This is a genomic window from Streptomyces sp. NPDC039462, from assembly GCF_055639375.1.
Map to the genome: position 1 here is coordinate 278,425 of NZ_JBVKAO010000007.1, position 18,308 is coordinate 296,732.

At 72.7% G+C, this 18,308-nt stretch carries 11 protein-coding genes and 1 pseudogene; 8 read left to right on the top strand and 4 right to left on the bottom strand.

What is annotated here, in order from left to right; genetic code table 11:
• Positions 1 to 7 precede the first annotated feature (7 nt).
• Complete coding sequence (locus ACZ7LU_RS32135; RefSeq protein ID WP_471918728.1) at positions 8 to 646, top strand: hypothetical protein; 639 nt, start codon at positions 8 to 10, stop codon at positions 644 to 646.
• Between the two features lie 219 nt (positions 647 to 865).
• Here ACZ7LU_RS32135 and ACZ7LU_RS32140 read toward each other — a convergent pair.
• A pseudogene (locus ACZ7LU_RS32140) lies at positions 866 to 997 on the bottom strand (site-specific integrase); the annotation flags it as partial.
• Positions 998 to 1,314: 317 nt separating this feature from the next.
• Between ACZ7LU_RS32140 and ACZ7LU_RS32145 the strand changes: the two are divergent.
• The 3 genes from ACZ7LU_RS32145 (at position 1,315) to ACZ7LU_RS32155 (ending at position 4,695) form a co-directional block, all read left to right on the top strand.
• The gene (locus ACZ7LU_RS32145) at positions 1,315 to 1,713 is read left to right on the top strand and encodes a molybdopterin-binding protein (RefSeq protein WP_398298488.1); all 399 of its coding nucleotides are present in this window, start codon (positions 1,315 to 1,317) and stop codon (positions 1,711 to 1,713) included.
• A 124-nt stretch (positions 1,714 to 1,837) separates the two neighbouring features.
• Positions 1,838 to 2,635 carry a molybdate ABC transporter substrate-binding protein gene (modA, locus tag ACZ7LU_RS32150; protein ID WP_471918729.1) on the top strand — a complete coding sequence of 266 codons (798 nt, stop codon included), beginning with the start codon at positions 1,838 to 1,840 and terminating at the stop codon, positions 2,633 to 2,635.
• A gap of 77 nt (positions 2,636 to 2,712) precedes the next feature.
• On the top strand, positions 2,713 to 4,695 hold the full coding sequence (locus ACZ7LU_RS32155; protein ID WP_471918847.1) for an ABC transporter permease: 1,983 nt from the start codon (positions 2,713 to 2,715) through the stop codon (positions 4,693 to 4,695).
• A gap of 82 nt (positions 4,696 to 4,777) precedes the next feature.
• Here ACZ7LU_RS32155 and ACZ7LU_RS32160 read toward each other — a convergent pair whose 3' ends face one another.
• Together ACZ7LU_RS32160 and ACZ7LU_RS32165 are read right to left on the bottom strand one after the other, a co-directional pair.
• Entirely contained in the window at positions 4,778 to 6,385 is a 1,608-nt protein-coding gene (locus ACZ7LU_RS32160) for a sensor histidine kinase (RefSeq protein ID WP_471918730.1), read from the bottom strand.
• A 62-nt stretch (positions 6,386 to 6,447) separates the two neighbouring features.
• Positions 6,448 to 7,485 carry a rod shape-determining protein gene (locus ACZ7LU_RS32165; RefSeq protein WP_398297438.1) on the bottom strand — a complete coding sequence of 346 codons (1,038 nt, stop codon included), beginning with the start codon at positions 7,483 to 7,485 and terminating at the stop codon, positions 6,448 to 6,450.
• Between the two features lie 274 nt (positions 7,486 to 7,759).
• On the opposite strand from ACZ7LU_RS32165, the gene ACZ7LU_RS32170 reads away from it, so the two are divergent.
• Positions 7,760 to 11,497, top strand: a complete 3,738-nt coding sequence (locus ACZ7LU_RS32170; protein ID WP_471918731.1) for a S8 family serine peptidase — start codon at positions 7,760 to 7,762, stop codon at positions 11,495 to 11,497.
• A gap of 99 nt (positions 11,498 to 11,596) precedes the next feature.
• Here ACZ7LU_RS32170 and ACZ7LU_RS32175 read toward each other — a convergent pair whose 3' ends face one another.
• Positions 11,597 to 13,222 carry an acyl-CoA synthetase gene (locus ACZ7LU_RS32175; RefSeq protein WP_471918732.1) on the bottom strand — a complete coding sequence of 542 codons (1,626 nt, stop codon included), beginning with the start codon at positions 13,220 to 13,222 and terminating at the stop codon, positions 11,597 to 11,599.
• Positions 13,223 to 13,440: 218 nt separating this feature from the next.
• On the opposite strand from ACZ7LU_RS32175, the gene ACZ7LU_RS32180 reads away from it, so the two are divergent.
• The 3 genes from ACZ7LU_RS32180 to ACZ7LU_RS32190 are packed head-to-tail and all read left to right on the top strand — an operon-like array spanning position 13,441 to position 18,301.
• On the top strand, positions 13,441 to 15,846 hold the full coding sequence (locus ACZ7LU_RS32180) for a glycosyltransferase (RefSeq protein ID WP_471918733.1): 2,406 nt from the start codon (positions 13,441 to 13,443) through the stop codon (positions 15,844 to 15,846).
• Positions 15,843 to 17,264, top strand: coding sequence for an acyltransferase family protein (locus tag ACZ7LU_RS32185; protein WP_471918734.1), 1,422 nt, complete (start codon positions 15,843 to 15,845; stop codon positions 17,262 to 17,264). The genes ACZ7LU_RS32180 and ACZ7LU_RS32185 overlap by 4 nt, the downstream gene beginning before the upstream one ends.
• Positions 17,243 to 18,301, top strand: coding sequence for an esterase-like activity of phytase family protein (locus ACZ7LU_RS32190; RefSeq protein ID WP_471918735.1), 1,059 nt, complete (start codon positions 17,243 to 17,245; stop codon positions 18,299 to 18,301). Before ACZ7LU_RS32185 ends, ACZ7LU_RS32190 begins: the two co-directional genes overlap by 22 nt.
• Positions 18,302 to 18,308 lie beyond the last annotated feature (7 nt).

The following is an 18,308-nucleotide window of genomic DNA, read 5'->3' on the forward strand; positions in this document are numbered from 1 at the left end:
AATTGAGATGGGATTTCTCGAAGATGTCGAAGTCGTTCGTGTGGGGTGCGCACGGCTGACCGCGCGCCAACGGCTTGCCGTCACGGCTCTTTGCGCGACGAAGGTGCGATCAGTGTCTATGGCGTTCCTTCACGATTCAGGAAAGGGGGAGTCCTTTTACCGGATCAACAACGGGCTGGATGCGGTGTGGCTCGACCTTCGCGGTATCCAGCAGGTCTCTGCGTCGGATCTCATGCAGATTCGAGTGGAAGCGGAGCGCTGGATCACTCGCCTTGAGGGGGTCGGTGGAGAGGCGGCCGGCTTCGCCGCCGATGCGATCTCCGTTTCGGTGTCCGTGATGGATGGCTTGCTTGAGGAAGATCCAGAGGCTGCTGCGAACTCGGCGATCTCGATCGCGGAAATCCGTTCGGAGATGGCCCAGTTCTTGGCGGAGCACCAGGGTGCCGAAGCGGAATATTTCCTAAGGGGCGACGCGGCCGGAGAAGTGTCCCTGTCCGAAACCAAGGACGATGTGGCGTTCTTCGCCGACTTTCCGGCTGACGAGTTTCCAGCGACGCGGTTTATGCGTCGGGCCGGGGCCACAAATCTGGCTCTGGCCGAGCAGATGAAGTCGGTGCTGAAGGTGGATCGGTTGCGCCTGCCTTGAGGGGCGTACCGGACCGTTCTCGTTGACTCATGCCGAGGTGTAGCTCGCTTCCCGAGGCAGCGCCGGTTGCCTGGGTGGCAGTAGCATATTTGAGGCCCCGTCAGGTGTGTCCTGGCGGGGCTTCTGCATGGGGCGACGGCAGTAGTCGACGTCAACGTCAGCGGACGAGGTGCCACGAGGCGGCGGGGCGTCGCCGTGCCCGCAGCCCGTGCCGGTGGTCTCCGAGCTGCCGAGCGTGGGACTGAGGGTGTCGATGGCGCCGCGCTGGAGGCGGAGTCGGACGTGGGCATAGACACCGGCGGTGAGGCCGATGTGGGTGTGGCCGAGGAGTTCCTTGACCACGACGACGTCTCGTACGCGGCCACCCCGTGGCCTCAACGCCCTCTCCTGAGATCGCCCCTCGAAGCAACCACCCCCGGCCCGCCCCTGCTGCCTCCCCGCCCAGACGGCGAACTTCGGCGAGGATCTCGGCCCTGGCCGGCCACCGTCACCTGCAAGCCCGGCTCAGACGCCGCACCACGCCTCTTATGGGCCGTAATGGCTGCTGGGGCCTGAGTGATCGGGTTTCTTGGAGGTTCCTCCAGGACGTGGAGTGTGTAGGCGCAGTTGCCATGGAGAAGTGCCTCAACTTTTACAAATGCGAGGCGATCGCGCTTATCTTGTCGCATATGCAGTCCTACACAATCGGGCAGGCCGCCCGTCTGCTCGGGGTCAGTCCCGATACCGCTCGCCGCTGGGCCGATGCCGGGCGGGTCGCCACGCATCGGGACGAGGGTGGGCGGCGGCTCATCGACGGGCGGGATCTTGCCGCCTTCTCCGTCGAGGTCGGGCAGGCCGGTGGTGGCGGGGAGGAGGACGTTCCGTACACCTCCGCGCGTAACGCCTTTCCCGGGATCGTCACCGCCGTGAAGCTCGGTGACGTCGCCGCGCAGGTCGAGATCCAGGCCGGGCCGCACCGGCTGGTCTCGTTGCTGACCCGGGAGGCCGTGGAGGAGCTCGGCCTGGAGGTGGGCGTGGAGGCCACTGCTCGGGTCAAGTCCACCAGCGTGCATATCGATCGTGCGTGAGTGCGTCCGTGCGTGAGTGAGTCCGTGCGTGGTCGCGGCCGTGTCTGGGCGCGTCCGTGTCTGAGTGAGTTTGTGTCTGAGCGCGTCGCTTTGTCTGTGTTCGTCGTCCGCTAGGAGCCGTGCCATGTCCCCGAAGTTCTCCGGCCGCACCGTCCGTCGTACCGTCGCCGCTGCCGCCACCGCCGCCCTGCTCGTTCCGCTCGCCGCCTGCGGGAATGACGACGACAGTGAGAGTGAGAAGGACAGTGGAGGGAAGGACGTGAGCCTCACCGTGCTTGCCGCCTCCTCCCTCACCGATGTCTTCGCCACTGCCGAGAAGGCGTACGAGAAGGAGCACCCGGGGACGAAGATCACCGTTTCCGCTGCCGGGTCGCAGGAGCTCGCCGCGCAGGTCAAGCAAGGGGCACCTGCTGATGTGCTGGTCACCGCCGACACCAAGACCATGGACGGGCTGAAGGGGGAGACCGGCAAGCCCACCGTCATCGCCAAGAACCGGCTCGTCATCGCCACCCGTGAGGGCAATCCGGAGAAGGTGAAGGGGCTGAAAGATCTCGGCGACAGCAAGCTGAAGGTGGTGCTCGCCGATGACACCGTGCCCGTCGGGCGGTACAGCAAGCAGGTTCTCGACCAGCAGGGCGTCGACGTGAAGCCGGTCTCCAAGGAGGCGAACGTACGCTCCGTGCTCAGCAAGGTCGAGCTGGGCGAGGCCGATGCCGGGATCGTGTACCGGACCGACGCCGCCACCGCGCCTGGCAAGGTCGACGCCGTCGAGATTCCCGACGCGCAGAACGCCGTCGCCTCCTATCCGGCCGCGACCCTCAAGGGGTCCGAGCACGGGGAGGCGGCTGCCGCCTTCGTGAAGTGGCTCAGCACGCCCGAAGCGCAGAAGATGCTGCGGGACGCCGGTTTCCAGAAGCCGTGACCCGCCTCCGCACCGGTCTCCGCACCCGCACCGGTCTCCGTGCCCGCACCGGCACCGGCGACCGCACCGGCAGTCGTATGCGGGCGCGTGGCCGTCCGCCGCTCACGCTGGCCCTTCCCGCGCTGCTCGCCGTCGCGTTCCTGCTGATGCCGCTCGTCGGCATCCTCGCCCGGACCGAGTGGGGCGACCTCGGGAGTCATCTGACGGCTCCCGGGGTCACCGAGGCCCTGAAGCTCTCGCTGATCGTGTCCTTCTGGGCCCTCGGGCTCTCGCTGCTGCTCGGGGTGCCGCTGGCCTGGCTCCTTGCGCGCGTCGAGTTCCGGGGCAAGGCGTTCGTACGGTCCCTCGTGCTGCTGCCCATGGTGCTGCCGCCGACCGTCGGCGGTGTCGCGCTGCTCCTCGGATTCGGGCGGCGCGGGCTGCTCGGGCCGTGGCTGGAGGACACCTTCGGGATCGTGCTGCCCTTCCACACGTCGGGTGCGGTGGTCGCGGCGACATTCGTCGCCATGCCCTTCCTCGTCATCAGCCTGGAAGGCGCGCTGGGCGGATTGCGGCCCGGCTTCGAGGAGACCGCGGCGTCGCTCGGTGCCTCTCCGGTACGGGTGTTCCTCACCGTCACCCTGCCGATGGTCGCCCCCGGGCTCGCCGCCGGGGCCGCGCTGACCTGGGCGCGGGCGCTCGGTGAGTTCGGGGCCACCATCACCTTCGCGGGCAATCTGCCGGGGACCACGCAGACCCTGCCGCTCCAGGTGTATCTGCTGCTCCAGGACTCGCCGGAGGCCGCGACCTCCCTGTCGCTGCTGCTGCTCGCCATCGCGATGGCGGTGCTCGTCGGGCTGCGGGGGCGGTGGACGGCGGGGGCCTCCGTGCGGGCATCCCGTGGCCCGGGCGCGGACGAGTCGGCGGCGCACGGTGACGATCCCACGGGTTCGGCCGAGGGGGACGGTGCCGATGCGGATGGTGCCGATGCGGATGGTGCCAAGGCGGACGGTGGTGGCCCCGTCGAGCCCGTTGCCTCCGAGAAGTGGAGCCTGCACGCCGACGTCACCGGTCACAACCAGCTCACCCTCGACGCCGAACCCGGCACCACCATCGCCGTCGTCGGGCCGAACGGCGCGGGCAAGACCACGCTCCTGCGCGCCCTTCTCGGCCTCACCCCGCGCGCCCACGCACGCCTGCGGCTCGGCGAGCGTGACGTCACCGCGCTGCCGCCGCATCGGCGCGGGGTCGCGTGGGTGCCCCAGGAGGGCGCGCTCTTCCCGCATCTGACCGCGCTCGGCAACACCGCATACGGGCTGCGCGCGCAGGGCGTCCGGCGTGCCGGGGCCCGCCGCGAGGCGCAAGCCTGGCTCGACCGGCTCGGCGTCGGGCACCTCGCGCACCGCAGGCCCGCCCAGCTCTCCGGCGGGCAGGCCCAGCGGGTCGCGCTGGCGCGGGCGCTGGCGGCCAGGCCCCGGCTGCTGCTCCTCGACGAACCGCTCGCCGCGCTCGACCAGACCACCCGCGCCCACGTCCGCCACACCCTGCGCCGCCACCTCGACGGGTTCGGCGGGGTCTGCCTCATCGTCACGCACGACCCCGTCGAGGCGGTCTCGCTGGCCGACCGGGTCCTCGTGCTCGACGAGGGGCGTACGTTGCAGGACGCGCCGCCCGCCGAGGTGACCCGGCACCCGCGTTCGCCCTGGGTGGCCCGCATGCTCGGCCGCAACGCCTGGCCCGGCACGGCGACCGCCGACGGGGCGCTCGCGCTGGCGGGGGAGGGGCGGCTGGTCGTCGCCGATCCGCCGCCGGCCGGGGCGCGGGCGCTCGCGGTCATCGCGCCGGAGGCCGTGTCCGTGCACCGTGAGAAGCCGACGGGCAGCCCTCGCAACGTCTGGCCCGGGACGGTACGGGAGATCACCGCCGCCGGGAGCCGGCTTCGCGTCCTCATCACCTCGCGTGCGGCGCCGGACCTGGTCGCCGAGATCACTCCGCAGGCGGCCCTGGAGCTGGGGCTGGCGGACGGGGTGGAGGTGTGGACGAGCGTGAAGGCGACGGAGGTGTCCGTGGTGGCGCTCTGAGGGGGGCTTGCTGCGTGTGGAGGTGGAGGGGTCTGCCGTGGGGCCGTCTGGTTACAGCGGTGCCTGCCGTGGGGCGATCGGGCTACAGCGGTGCCTGCCACGTCACCGTCGTCCCCGCCTCCACGCCGTCCGTGTCCCCGCCGTCGTAAACCGTCAGGCGCACGCCCTCGCGGCCGTCGGGAAGCGTCGCCCGCGCGTCGACCGTCACGTCGACGCGGGTGACGCCGGTGCGGCGGGAGGTGGCGGCGAGGGAGCGGCGGAGGGCGGCCAGCAGGTGGCCGGCCGCCGGGTCGGTGACGCGGGTGTCGACGGCGCCGGCGAAGTGCACCGACGGCTGGATGCCGAGGACCGCGGCGGCGCCCGCCGTCTCGCGCAGGACCTTGCCGCGGAAGGTCGCCGGGGCGTCGGCGGGTGGCTGCTGGAGCGCGAAGATCGCCGTACGGACCTCCTGGATGGTGGATTCCAGCTCGTCGACGGCGTGGTCGAGGGTGGACTCGACCGGGGTCGACCGGGCCCTGCGGCGGGTCGACTCCAGCATCATGCCGGTGGCGAAGAGGCGCTGGACGACGAGGTCGTGCAGGTCGCGGGCGATGCGGTCGCGGTCCTCGAAGACCGCGAGGCGCTCCCGGCCCTGCTGGGCGTCGGCCAGTACGAGGGCGACCGCGGCCTGCGAGGCGAACTGCGTGGCGAGGAGCCGCTCGGCGGAGGTGTAGGCGGGCGCGCCGCGGCGGCGGGGCAGCGCGAGCGTGCCGATGAGCCGGCCGCCCGCCTGCAGCGGCAGCATCATGCTGGGCCCGAAACGGGCCCGCACGTGCGTCGTCATGCGCGGGTCGGTGGCCGAGTCCTCGATGAACACCGGCTCACCCCCGAGGAGCTGCGTGAGCACGGCACTACCGGGCTCGATGGTGGTGCCGATGAGGTCGTTGGGGTGGGAGTGTGGAGCGGGCGCAAGGGCCGCTGTCCCCCCGCCCGGCATCGCGCCGCCCGCCCCGCGGCCGCCCCCGGCGCGTTCCTGTGCCGAGGACGAGGCCGAGGCGCCCCAGCCGTGGGGCTCGCCGTCCGTGGCGGCTGCGACGATGCGCATGCCGCCTGCCTTTGTGGGCTGCAGGATCACGCCTGCCGCCGCGCCCGCGAGGATCCTTGCCCGGTCGGCGACCGTCATCAGTGCATCCGGTGCGGTCTCGCCGGTGAGGAGGGCCGTGGTGACGGCCGCGGCGCCCTCGATCCAGCGCTCCCGCTGGCGGGCCGCCTCGAACAGGCGGGCGTTGCCGATGGAGATGCCCGCCTGGCTCGCCAGGATCCGCAGGAGCTGGCGGTCCTCGTCGGTGAAGGGGCCGCCGCCCGCCTTGCGGGCGAGCAGCAGCGTGCCGAAGGGCTCGTCGTGGACGTGGATCGGCACGCGGACGGCGGTGCCGTCCTCGTCCGCCTCCGGGCGCACCGTCGGCACGCCGTCGGGGAACCGGCCGGGGCCGCCCGCCACGAACAGTTCCGCCGACCCCTCGTGACCGGCGGAGACGTCGACGGAGAGCGTGCCGAGGCCCGCCCCGGTCAGCCGCGCCGCGCTGTCCACGATGTGCTGGAGCGTCGCGCGCAGTTCGAGGTCCGTGCCGACGCTGAGGACCGCCTCCAGGATCGGCTGCAGCGGCGAAGGCGGCGGCCCGTCCGCTCCTTCGGGCGTCTCCTCGGTCACGTACGACGTACTCCGTACTCCGTGCTCGCCGGCGGTGCCGTGGCGGTGGGGGTCCTTGCCCGTCAGCCGGACAGCGGGTCCAGGACCAGCGGCTGGATCTTGCCCTCCAGCATCGCACCAAGTCCCATGACGGCGCACACATCCGGGCGTTCCGCGATATGTACCGGCATTCCGGTCGCGTCCCGCAGCATCTGGTCGAGGCCGGGGAGGAGCGCGCTGCCGCCCACCAGCATGATCCCGCGGTCCGCGAGGTCGGCCACCAGGTCCGGCGGGCAGTCGCGCAGCACCTTGCCGATGCCGTCGAGGACGGCGGTGAGCGGGGTGTGGATCGCCTCGCGGACCGCGGCCGTGTCCACCTGGACCGATCGGGCCACGCCCGTCGCGACGTCCCTGCCGTGGATCTCCGTGGACTCGGGCCCCTGCGGGGTGAGGCCGTTGCCGCGCAGGGCGAGCTGGAGGGGGCGTACGGACTGGGAGGGCAGCATCAGTTCGTGCTGGTGGCGCAGGTGCTGCACGATCGCGTTGTCGATGGCCTCACCGCCCACGGGAACGCGCTCCGCGGTCACGATCGAGCCGAGCGAGAGGACCGCGACCTGGGTGGTGGCGGCGCCGCAGACGAGGATCATCGTCGCCTCGGGGCGCTCCACGGGCAGGCCGCAGCCGACGGCCGCCGCGATGAGGGTGTCCACCAGCTCCACACGGCGGGCGCCGAGCCCGACCATCGTTTCCACGGCGGCGCGCTGCGCCAGCGGGTCCGCGTCGTGCGGGGTGCAGGCGGCGGCGCGCAGCCGGGGCTTGCGGCGCAGGGTGCGGCGGAGCTTCTCGCCGAGCAGGTGCCGCAGCATGCGCTGGGCCATCTCGATGTCGACGACGGTGCCGCCGGAGACGGGGCGGACCACGCGGATGTAGCCGGGCGTACGTCCCGTCATCTGCTCGGCGAACTGGCCGACCGCGATGAGCGCGCCGGTCCGGGTGTTCACCGCGGCGGCGCTCGGCTCGTCGACGACGAGCCCGGCTCCCTTCACGAACACCCGGGTCCTCGCGGCACCCATGTCGACGGCGATGTGGCAGCGGCGCAACTGCTCCAGACTGACGGTCATGGCAGGTCCTCCCGAGAGCGCAGACCGTACGGCCCGCCGGACGGCGGTCCTGTCTCGCATCGTGCGGCGCACGCGCGCGGCTCGCGCGCTGGGTTGAGCCGGGCGGGGTGCCGCCGCACGGGTGGTGTTCGGGGTCTCACGGGCAACTGGCGGATACGTGCCCTGGCGGCTTCCCGCCACGTCACGTCAACTCCCCTGCACCACAAGGACGCTGACACTTCTCGCAGCACTCGGGTACCACCCCCGCCCGGGTCCGACGAAGAGAGGCAGCCCCATGACCAGAGCCCTCGTGTGGCGCAGAGCCCCCGTGCGGAGCGGCGCTCCGGTGCGGCGAAGAGCCGTGCTCGTGGCCGCCGCCGGTCTCGCGTTCGTCCTGCTTCCCGCCGGGCAGGGCGGCGCCGTGGCCGGTGACGGCGCCAAGGCCGCCGGTGCCCCTGAGAGAGGGGTCGCCCCCACCCCCGGCCACACCGTCACCCTCATCACAGGGGACAAGGTCACCGTCACCCGGCTCCCCGGCGGTCGGCAGGCCGTCACCGTCGACCGGCCCGCCGGGGCGAGCGGGGCGGTGCGCAGTCAGCTGGCGGGCGGGCACCTCACCGTCGTACCGGACGAGGCGCGGCCGTATCTGCGCTCCGGTGTCCTCGACGAGCGGCTGTTCGACGTGACCGGGCTGATCCGGCAGGGGCTCGCGTCCACAACCTCGGGAAAGACCGGTGGCGGGCTGCCCCTCATCGTCACCTACGACAAGAAGGCGCGGGGCGCCCGCGCGCTGCCGCGTGGGGTCGAGAAAGTGCGCTCCCTGGAGAGCGTCGAGGGCTTCGCCGTCACCGCGGAGCAGCCCGGCACACTGTGGCGTTCCCTGCGCGAGAAGGCGGCGAAGACGTCAAAGGCGTCCCGCATCGACAAGGTGTGGCTCGACGGGCGCGTCCACGCGGACCTGGCGCAGAGCAATGCGCAGATCGGCACCCCGAAGGCCTGGGAAGCCGGGCTCACCGGCAAGGGCGTCAAGGTCGCCGTCCTGGACACCGGCTTCGACGCCGGGCACCCGGATCTGAAGGGGCGCGTCGCGGAGTCCAGGAGTTTCATACCCGGCGAGGAGGTCGCCGACCGCAACGGGCACGGGACGCATGTCGCCTCCACCGTCGGCGGGAGCGGCGCCGCGTCCGACGGCGGCAAGGAGAAGGGCGTCGCGCCCGGCGCCTCGCTCGCCGTCGGCAAGGTGCTCAGCGACGAGGGCTTCGGCAGCGAGTCCGAGATCATCGCGGGCATGGAGTGGGCGGCGAAGGACGTCGACGCCACGATCGTGTCCATGAGCCTCGGCTCGCAGGAGGCCAGTGACGGCACCGACCCGATGGCCGCCGCCGTGAATTCTCTCTCCGAGGAGACTGGCGCCCTCTTCATTGTCGCGGCCGGGAACACCGGCGCGCCCTCTTCCATCGGCTCGCCCGGCGCCGCCGACGCTGCGCTGACCGTCGGCGCCGTCGACTCCGCCGACGAGGCCGCGTACTTCACGAGCCGGGGCCCGCGCGCCGGTGACCACGCGCTCAAGCCCGACCTCTCGGCACCCGGCGTCGGCATCCTCGCCGCCCGCTCCCAACTCGCCGAAGGCGAGGGCTTCTACACCGAGATGAGCGGTACGTCGATGGCCACGCCGCACGTCGCGGGCGTCGCCGCCCTGCTCGCCGAGCGGCACCCCGACTGGACGGGCGCGCGACTCAAGGACGCCCTGATGTCCACGTCCAGGCAAATCGACGCATCCGCGTACGACTTGGGGGCGGGGCGGGTCAGCGTGCCGGACGCCCTCGACTCGCCCGTCACCGCGACCGGCAGCGTCGACCTCGGCTTCTACGGCTGGCCCTACGAAGGCAAGCCGGTCGGCAGGACCGTAACCTATACGAACTCGACTGACACGCAAGTCGAGTTGAGCCTCGACGTCCGAGGCGCCGTCGACGGCGTCGTCACGCTTGCCGACTCCGCCCTCACCGTCCCCGCGCACGGCACCGCGTCCACCACCGTCACCGGCGACGGCGCGCGGGCGCCCGTCGGGAACACCAGTGGCGCCGTCGTCGCGAGCGTCGGCGGGAAGAAGGTCGCGCACACCGCGTTCGGGCTGGTCAAGGAGGAGGAGCGGTACACGCTGACCGTCCACGTCAAGGACCGTGCCGGCGCCGCCGCCCCCGCCGACCTCGTGGTGCAGCGGCTCGCCGGGGGTACCGAGCCGTTCCCGGCCGCCGTCGGCGACTCCGGCACGCTGAAGCTGCGGCTGCAGCCCGGCACGTACGCCCTCTCGACCTTCCTCGACGTGCGCGGCAGCAAGGGGGAGGACTCCCTCGGGCTCGGTTTCCTCGCCGACCCCGAGATCCGCCTCGACCGGGACCGCACGGTCACCCTGGACGGGCGGAAGCTGCGCGAGATCGCGGCCGACGTCGGCCGGCGCACCGAGACCAGGCAGCTGCTGATGGAGTACGACAGGAAGGCCGGCGGCGCCGACCTGATGGGCGCCGTCCAGGTGCCCGTGAAGTACGACAGCGTCTTCGCCGCGCCGACCGAGAAGGTCACCGAGGGCAGCTTCGAGTACCGCACCGTGTGGCGGCTCGGGAAGCCCCTCGTGGAGGTGAAGGGCCTGCGCGAAGCCGTCGCCCAGCCCGGCGGGACGATCGCCGAGGGACGGCGGAAGTGGGCGCTGGTGGACGCGGGCGACGGCACCCCGGCCGCGTACGAGGGCAAGGACGTCCGTGGCAAGGCCGTCGTCGTGCGCCGTACGGACGCGGTCACGCCGGAGCGGCTCGGTCAGGCCGCGCAGGACGCGGGCGCGGCCGCGCTGTTCGTGACGGACGGCCGGGCGGGGCGGCTGAACGCCTGGTTCGGCACCGACGACAACCGCGACCGGCCCCTCCAGATCGCGACCGTCGACGCCGCCGACGGGGCCCGGCTGATCGACGCGGCGAAGGCGGGCAGGAAGGCCGAGAGCACCGGCACCCTCAACACCCCCTATGTGTACGACCTCTCCGAGGGGCATGAGGGGGCCGTCCCCAAGGACCTCGCGTACGAGCCCGGGAAGCGCGAACTGGCGGTTCTCGCAACGAAGTTCCACGCGGTGAAGCCCGCGGCGGGCGGCGAGTTCCGCTACTCCGTCACCGACACCTTCCCCGTCGGCCTCGGCTTCCAGGAGAAGATCGACTACCCGGCCGAGCGGACGGAGTACGTGTCCACGGGCAAGGGCCAGCTGTGGCACGAGTCCGTGTCCACCGGGCCCGGCGCGCTGGAGGAGCGCAGCGGCCTCGTCGACTACCGGGGCGGCAGGCACGCGGAGTTGAATTGGTTCAAGCCGGTGCTGCATCCCTGGCTCGGCACCGGCCTCGGCTGGGGCCAGACGCGCAGCGGGAACGACCTGGCGCTCAACGTGCCCGGCTGGGGCGACTCGGGCCCCGACCACACCGGCTTCGGCGACGTCTGGAACGAGGACTCGATGACGCAGGTCAGCGAGGTGTTCGTGGACGGAGTGAGCGCCGACCGGCGCAAGAGCTCGGCGGTGTACGTGTGGGACGCGGATCCAGCGGAGCGGACGTACAAGGTCGTGACCGACACGACGCTCGCCCCCGAGAGGTGGCACCTCGCGACCAAGGGGCACGCGGAGTGGACCTTCAGGTCCGAGGAGACGCCGGCGGACAAGAAGACGTTCCTGCCGCTCCTGAACCTCGGGTTCGACGTGGACACGTCCCTGTCGGGCGACGTGCGGGGCGGGCGGACCGTGCCGGTCGGGATCTTCGCGGAGTACGTGAAGGGGGCGCCGGACACGGGAGTCATCGGGGGCGGGAAGCTGTCCGTCTCGTACGACGAGGGGGCGACGTGGACGGAGGTTCCCTTGGACCGGGGCGGCAAGAAGGCTTCCTGGGAAGGAGAGTTGAGGGTGCCGCGTGACGCCGGGTCCGTGTCCCTGCGGGCGTCGGCCTCCGACGACCGGGGCGGGGCCGTCTCCCAGGAGATCATCCGGGCGGTGGGGGTGAAGTAGCCCCTCCCCGCGGAGGGGGCCCGTGTCGTTCACGGACATGGGCCCCACCCCGTGTCGTTCACGGACACGGGCCCCACCCCGGACCCCGAATCTCGCTCCTCAGTCGCCGGAGTGGCTCGATTCCAGCGCCCGCTTCATGATCTTCCCCATGTCGTTGCGCGGCAGCGCCTCCAGATACCGCACCACCCGCGGCCGCTTGTGCGGGGCCAGGCTCGACGCCACATGGTCCGCCAACTCCCCGGCGGTCGGCGGCGCCTCGGGGTCGGCGGGCACCACCCACGCCACGATCCGCTCGCCCAGGTCGGGGTCCGGCTCGCCGGTGACGGCGGCCTCCCGCACCCCGGCGTGTTCGAGCAGCGCGTTCTCGATCTCACCCGCGCCGATCTTGTAGCCGCCGCTCTTGATGAGGTCGGTCGCCTTGCGGCCGACGATGCGCACATAGCCGTCGGCGTCCCGTACAGCCATGTCGCCGGTGCGGAACCAGCCGCCGGGCGCGAAGGCCGCCGCGGTCGCGTCCGGGCGGTTCAGATACTCCGTGAACAGGTTGGGGCCGCGCACCTGGATCTCGCCGACCGCCTCGGGGCCACCGTCCGGCGCGATCCCGCCGTCTGCCCCGGGGCCGGGCGCCGCGATCTCCTCGCCCGCCTCGTCCACCAGGCGCAGTTCGACCCCCGGCAGCGGTACGCCGACCGCGCCCGCGCGGGGCTCCCCGTCGGCCCGCACGCTCGTGTTCATGAGGGTCTCCGTCATGCCGTACCGCTCGATGACGCGCCGTCCCGTGGCGGCCGCGATGCGCTCGTGGTCGTGGACCGGGAGCGCCGCCGAGCCGGACACCAGGAGCCGCGCCCCGGCCAGCGCCTTCGCCAGCTCCGGGTCGTCCGGCAGCGCCTCGGCGATCCGGTGGTACATCGTCGGCACCCCGAAGAGCATCGTCGCCCCGGAGCCGAGCTCGCGCGTCACGCCCTCGGTGCCGAACCGGCCGAGGTGCCGCACGGAGCCGCCGCGCCGCAGCGGGCCGAGCGTGCCGAGGATCAGGCCGTGCACGTGGAAGAGCGGCAGGCCGTGCACGAGGACGTCGTCGCCGGTCCACTGCCAGGCGTCCGCCAGGGCGTCCAGCGTGGTGGCGATCGCGCGGCGCGGCAGGACGGCACCCTTGGGCGGGCCCGTGGTGCCGGAGGTGTAGACGATCAGGGCGGGGGATTCGGGGTCGGGTTCGGCGGACGCGCCTGCCAGGTGTTCGGCGGCCGCGCCTGCCGGGCGTTCGGCGGGCACGTCTGCCGGGTGCCCAGCGGCCGTGCCTGCCAGGCGTTCGACGGCCGTGCCTGCCGGGCGTTCGGAGGGCGCGCCTACTGGGTGGGCCGCGCCGTCCTGCCGTACGTCGACGTCGTGCCGGTCCACGCCGGCCAGGGCGGGCGGCAGGGAGACGCCGGGCTCGGCGAGCACCAGGGACGGCATGCTGTCGCGCAGGATGTGCGTGAGCTCGGAGTCGCCCGACTTCGGGTTGAGCGGCACGGCAGGCACCCCCGCGAGCAGCGCGGCGACCACGCCGACGGCCGTCTCCAGGGACGGGGTCGCCCAGACGGCGACGCGGCTCTCGTCGCGCAGCCGCAGCGCCAACGAGCCCGCGACGGAGGCCAGTTCGGGGTAGGTCAGTGAGCGGTCGCCGAACCGGAGGGCCTCGCCGCGCGCGGCGTTGAGGGCCGGGAAGAGGGGATGGGGATCCACGTGTCGTACTCCTCGAAGTCCGTCGGGTGGTGCGTGCAGAGCATGTGCAGTCTCTGCACCGGGGCGTAATGAGAGTGTTACGCCCCTGAAGGTGCGGTGTCACAGTGATCACTGAGGCTGATGTGGCTGTCCGTCACTGTCCGGTCGGCCAGCAGTAGTTCTGTAACCCGGTCCTCCCCCCACGATCCGAACAGGATGGGACCACCTTGACCACCTTCATGTCCGATGCCCTGAAACATCCCGATGCCCCGCCCCACCCGCACGTCGAACCCCACCCCCACGTCGAACCCCACCCCCACAACCGCCCCCACGTCCTCGCGGTCGGTTCCCCCGGACCCGGCAGGGAACAGCTCACCCGCACCCTCCGCCACACCGGCCACGAGGTCACCCACGCCGTCCCCGGTGAGGTGCGCCACCAGGTCAGGCAGGCGCCACCGGACGCGATCGTCGCCCTGGACGACGGCCCCGACGGGCGCAGGCAGGGCCGCGACGTCATCAAGGAGGTGCGCGCCGACCCGGCGGGCCAGGCGCTCCCGCTGGTCATGGTGACGGCGGCCCGCGCCCCCGCGACGGTCGCCGAACTCCTGCGGCACGGCGCCGACGACTGCGTGTCGGAGGCGTCCGACCCGGACGAGCTGTCCGCCCGCATCGCCGCCAAGCTGCACCGGGTCCCCGTCCCCGTCGAGCAGTTGCTCCTCGACCCGCGCACCGGCCTGTACTCGGCGCCGCACTTCATGGCCGAACTCGACCGTGAACTCCAGCGGCCCGCCGCCGCCCGGCGCGGCGGTGTCCTCGCCGTCGTCCGCGTCGCGGAGACGGAGGCCCTGGAGACCCGGCTCGGGCCGCGCGTGCGGCGCGAGGTCGCCGAACGGCTCGCCCAGGTCGGCGAGCGCCTCGGCAACGTCTGCGACCGGCTCGGATGGGACGGCGAAGGCCGCCTCCTCGTCCTGATGCCGGGCGTCGACGAGGAGACGGCGACTGCGAGCCTGCGGGAGTTCGCGTCCTCCGTCGCGGGCACCCGGTTCGTCGTCGCCGACGAGAACGTCCGGCTCACCCCGGCCGTCGGCTGGGTCCCGCTGTCCGCCTGCACCGGCGAGGGTGCGAGCGCACGTGCCGCCGAACACGCGCGGGACGCCGCAGAGGAGGCGCTGCGCCACCGCGACCTGCGGCCCGTGCGCTACGAACCGTGGATGCGGACCGCCACCGCGCACGGGCACCGCCGGGCGCGCCCCGGCCTGCGCGGCCTGCTCGCCGCGGTGACACCGCTGCTCTCGCCGGTCCTGATGCTGGCCCTCGGCGTGGGCGTGCCGTTCGCCCTGTACCAACAGGCGTACGCCATGGGCTGGGACGCGGCGGCCGTCGCGTACTGGGTGGTCGTCGCGGGCCTCGTCGCGTCCGCCCTGCTCATCGTCCTCGAATGTCTCTTCTCGCTCGACGCGAAGCAGCGCCCGGCCGCCCCCGGGCAGCCGTACCCGGTGGCGAGCGCGGTCATCGCGGCGTACCTGCCGAACGAGGCGGCGACGATCGTCGACACCGTCGAATCGTTCCTGCGCCTCGACTATCCGAACGAGCTGGAGATCGTCCTCGCGTACAACACCCCGCACCCGCTGCCCGTCGAGGAGACGCTGCGGGAGATCGCGCGGCGCGATCCGCGCCTGGTGCTGCTCCCGGTGGCGGGCAGCACGTCCAAGGCGCAGAACCTGAACGCGGCCGTGACACGGGTGCGCGGCGAGTTCGTCGGGATCTTCGACGCCGACCACCATCCGGCCGCCGACGCCTTCCGGCACGCCTGGGACTGGCTGTCCAACGGCTACGACGTGGTGCAGGGCCACTGCGTCATACGCAACGGCGAGAGCTCGTGGGTCGCCGAGCTGGTGGGCGTCGAGTTCGAGGCGATCTACGCGGTCAGCCATCCGGGCCGCACCCGGCTCTACGGCTTCGGCGTCTTCGGCGGCTCCAACGGCTTCTGGCGCACCGACCTGCTGGCCAGGACGCGGATGCACGGCTCGATGCTGACCGAGGACATCGACTCCACGATGCGGGCCCTCGGCGAGGGCGCGCGCATCGCCACGGACCGCACGATCCTCTCGCGCGAGCTCGCCCCCACGATGCTGAAGCCCCTGTGGAACCAGCGGTCGCGCTGGGCGCAGGGCTGGCTGCAGGTCTCGCTCAGGCACCTGTGGCGCGGGCTGCGCTCACCGGTGTTCACACGCCGCCAGAAGGCCGGCCTCTTCGTCCTGCTCGGCTGGCGCGAGGTCCAGCCGTGGCTGACGCTGCAGATCCTGCCGATCCTGCTGCACGCCGCGTGGCGCGCGGGCGGCGCCGACCGGCTCGACTGGGCGGTGCCCGTCTGCCTGGTCGCGGCGGCCGTCACGATGTCGGCGGGCCTGGTGCAGGCCGCCTTCGCCTGGCGGCTCGCGGTGCCCGAACTCCGGCGCCGCAAGAGCTGGTTCTGGCGCTATCTGCTCGTGACGACGTTCTTCTACACCCACTTCAAGAACATGGTGGCGCGCGCCGCCCACCTGAAGGAGGCGCTCGGCGACCGGCAGTGGCGCGTCACGCCGCGCGCCGCAGCCGCCGTCACCGTCGCCGCCGAGCCGGCCGGCCCGGGAGGGGGCTCGTGACCTCGCCCATCGCCCCCGAGACACCAGAGACACCAGAGACACCCGATACCCCCGGAACGACGGCTCCGGGCCGTCGACAGCCGCGGGCCCGCGGGCGCGCGCCCGAACTCCAGGGCCTCCGCGGTCTGGCCGCGCTCAGCACCGTCGTCTTCCACGTCTGGCAGCAGTACCACACGTACGACGCGGCGGGCTCGCACCCACCGGTCGACAATCCGTACGTCGGCGCGCTGTTCTCCCTCGAAGTGATCGACCTGTTCTTCGTGATGTCGGCGTACCTGCTCACGCTGTCGTACGCGCGGGCCGCCGTCGACGGCGAGGAGGGCGCGGTCAGGCCGGGCCGGGTGTTCCTCTTCCGGCGCGCGATCCGCATCCTGCCGGTGTACTTCCTGGCGGTCCTCGTCGTGTGGTCGACGCGCAATCCGACACTGCCGGGCGACTGGCGGGACCTCGTCGAACACCTCACGTTCACGCACGTCTTCGACCGGGAGCGGATCTTCTACACGCTCGGCCCGAGCTGGTCGCTGTCGCTGGAGGTCGCCTTCTACCTGGTCCTCGTGGCGCTCGGCCCGCTCGCGGTGCGCGCCTGCCGGAAGCTGCGGACCCGGCGGGCCCGGGTGGCGCTGTGCGCGTCGGGCTGCGCGGTCCTCTTCGCGGCGCCGCTCGCCTGGATCTCCTGCGCGCACTACGTCCTCGGCGTGCCGCACACCGACTGGCCCGTGTACTTCGGCCCGCAGGCCCGCTTCGGCGGCTTCGCGGCGGGCATGGCCCTCGCGGTGCTCCTGACGGCGCTGGGCGACGACCGGGGCAGGCTGCGGGCCCGGTGGGCGACCGCCCTGTCGGCCGCGGCACTGGCCGGCCTGCTCACGCTGTCGTACCTCTCCGCCCCGGAGAACCTCGCGCACACCTTCTACCACCCGATCGCCTCCGTGCTGTGGTGCGCCCTCCTGTACGCGGCCCTGCACATCCGGCCCCGGGAGCGCCAACGCCTCGGCTGGCACCGCCTGTTGCGGGCCCGCTGGGCCACGTCGGTGGGCCTCGTCAGCTACAGCCTCTACGTCTGGCACGAGCCGGTGCTGCTGCAACTCGACGCGTCGGGGGTGCCGCCGTCGTCGCAGGCCGGCTTCCCGGTCGCGGTGCTCGTCGTGGTCCTCGTGGCGCTGGCGGCCGGGACGGCGAGCTACTGGCTCGTGGAGTATCCGGCGGGGCTGCTGGGCAGGGCGAAGGACGCCGGGGGAGGGCGCGGGACTTCTATCCCGAGGCAGCGACCGCGACCGTGGCCGAGCCGAGGGCCGTTGCCGAGGTCGGAGCCGCCTCGTCGCGCTGAGTTGTTCGCATCTTCACCGGATACTGCTGTACTGACGTCCCGTCACGCACACTCCCGGCCAGGGGGCACCCCATGGGATTCCGTACGACAGTGAGCCTCGCGGCGAGCGCCGCGCTGCTGGTCTCGGGCACGACCGTCGCGCGCGCCGCCACGCCGGCGGGCGGCTCCTGCTCGCCGAACGTCTCCGTCACCCGGTACTCCGACGCGCTGAACAAGGCGGAGGTCGACGGCCGGCTCGTCGGCGGCCTCTCCGCGCTCGCCGTCGAACGCGACGGCTCGGTGAGCGCCGTCTCCGACCGCTCGGCCCTCTTCCGGCTCGACGTGCGCGGGAAGCAGCCGCGGGCCACGGCCCGGATGCCGCTCGCCGACGAGGCGGGCGCCGCGCTGGACTCGGAGGGCCTGGCCGTGGAGCGCGACGGCAGCCGTCTGGTGGCGGACGAGCGGGGCCCCGCCGTCCTCAGCTACGGCAGGGACGGTGCCCTGCTCGGCCGGTTGCCGGTGCCGCAGCCCCTGCGGGTCGCCCCCGCGGGCCGCGCCCGGCTGAACCAGACCTTCGAGAGCCTCACCCTGCTGCCCGGCGGGCGCACCCTGGTCGCCGGGATGGAGGGCCCGCTGGCGGGTGACGGGACGGACGCGGCGGGCCGCACCCTGAACCGCGTACAGACCTGGCAACGGCCCGCTTCAGGAGCCGGGTTCACGCTCGGCCGACAGCTCGCGTACCCCGTCGACCCCGGCATGGGACTCGTCGAGCTGGCGGCGACGGGGGACGGCAGGTTCCTCGTCCTGGAGCGGGGGTTCACCCCGGACTTCCTCATCGACGTACGGCTGTACGTCGCGGACCCGCGCGGCGCCGATGACGTGAGCGGCGTGGAGAACCTCGGCGCCGGCACCCGCGCGCTGCGCAAGACCCTCCTCGCCGACCTCTCCGACTGCCCCTCGCTGGGAGCGCCCTCGAACCTGCCGCCCGGCAACAACCCCCTGATCGACAACATCGAGGGAATGACGGTGACGGGCCGCCCGCACGGCCCGAGCCGCGACCGACTCCGCCTGCTGCTCGTCAGCGACGACAACGAACTGCCCCAGCAGATCACCCGCCTGTACGACGTCCGGGTCACGCTGCCCCGCCCCTAGCCCGGGC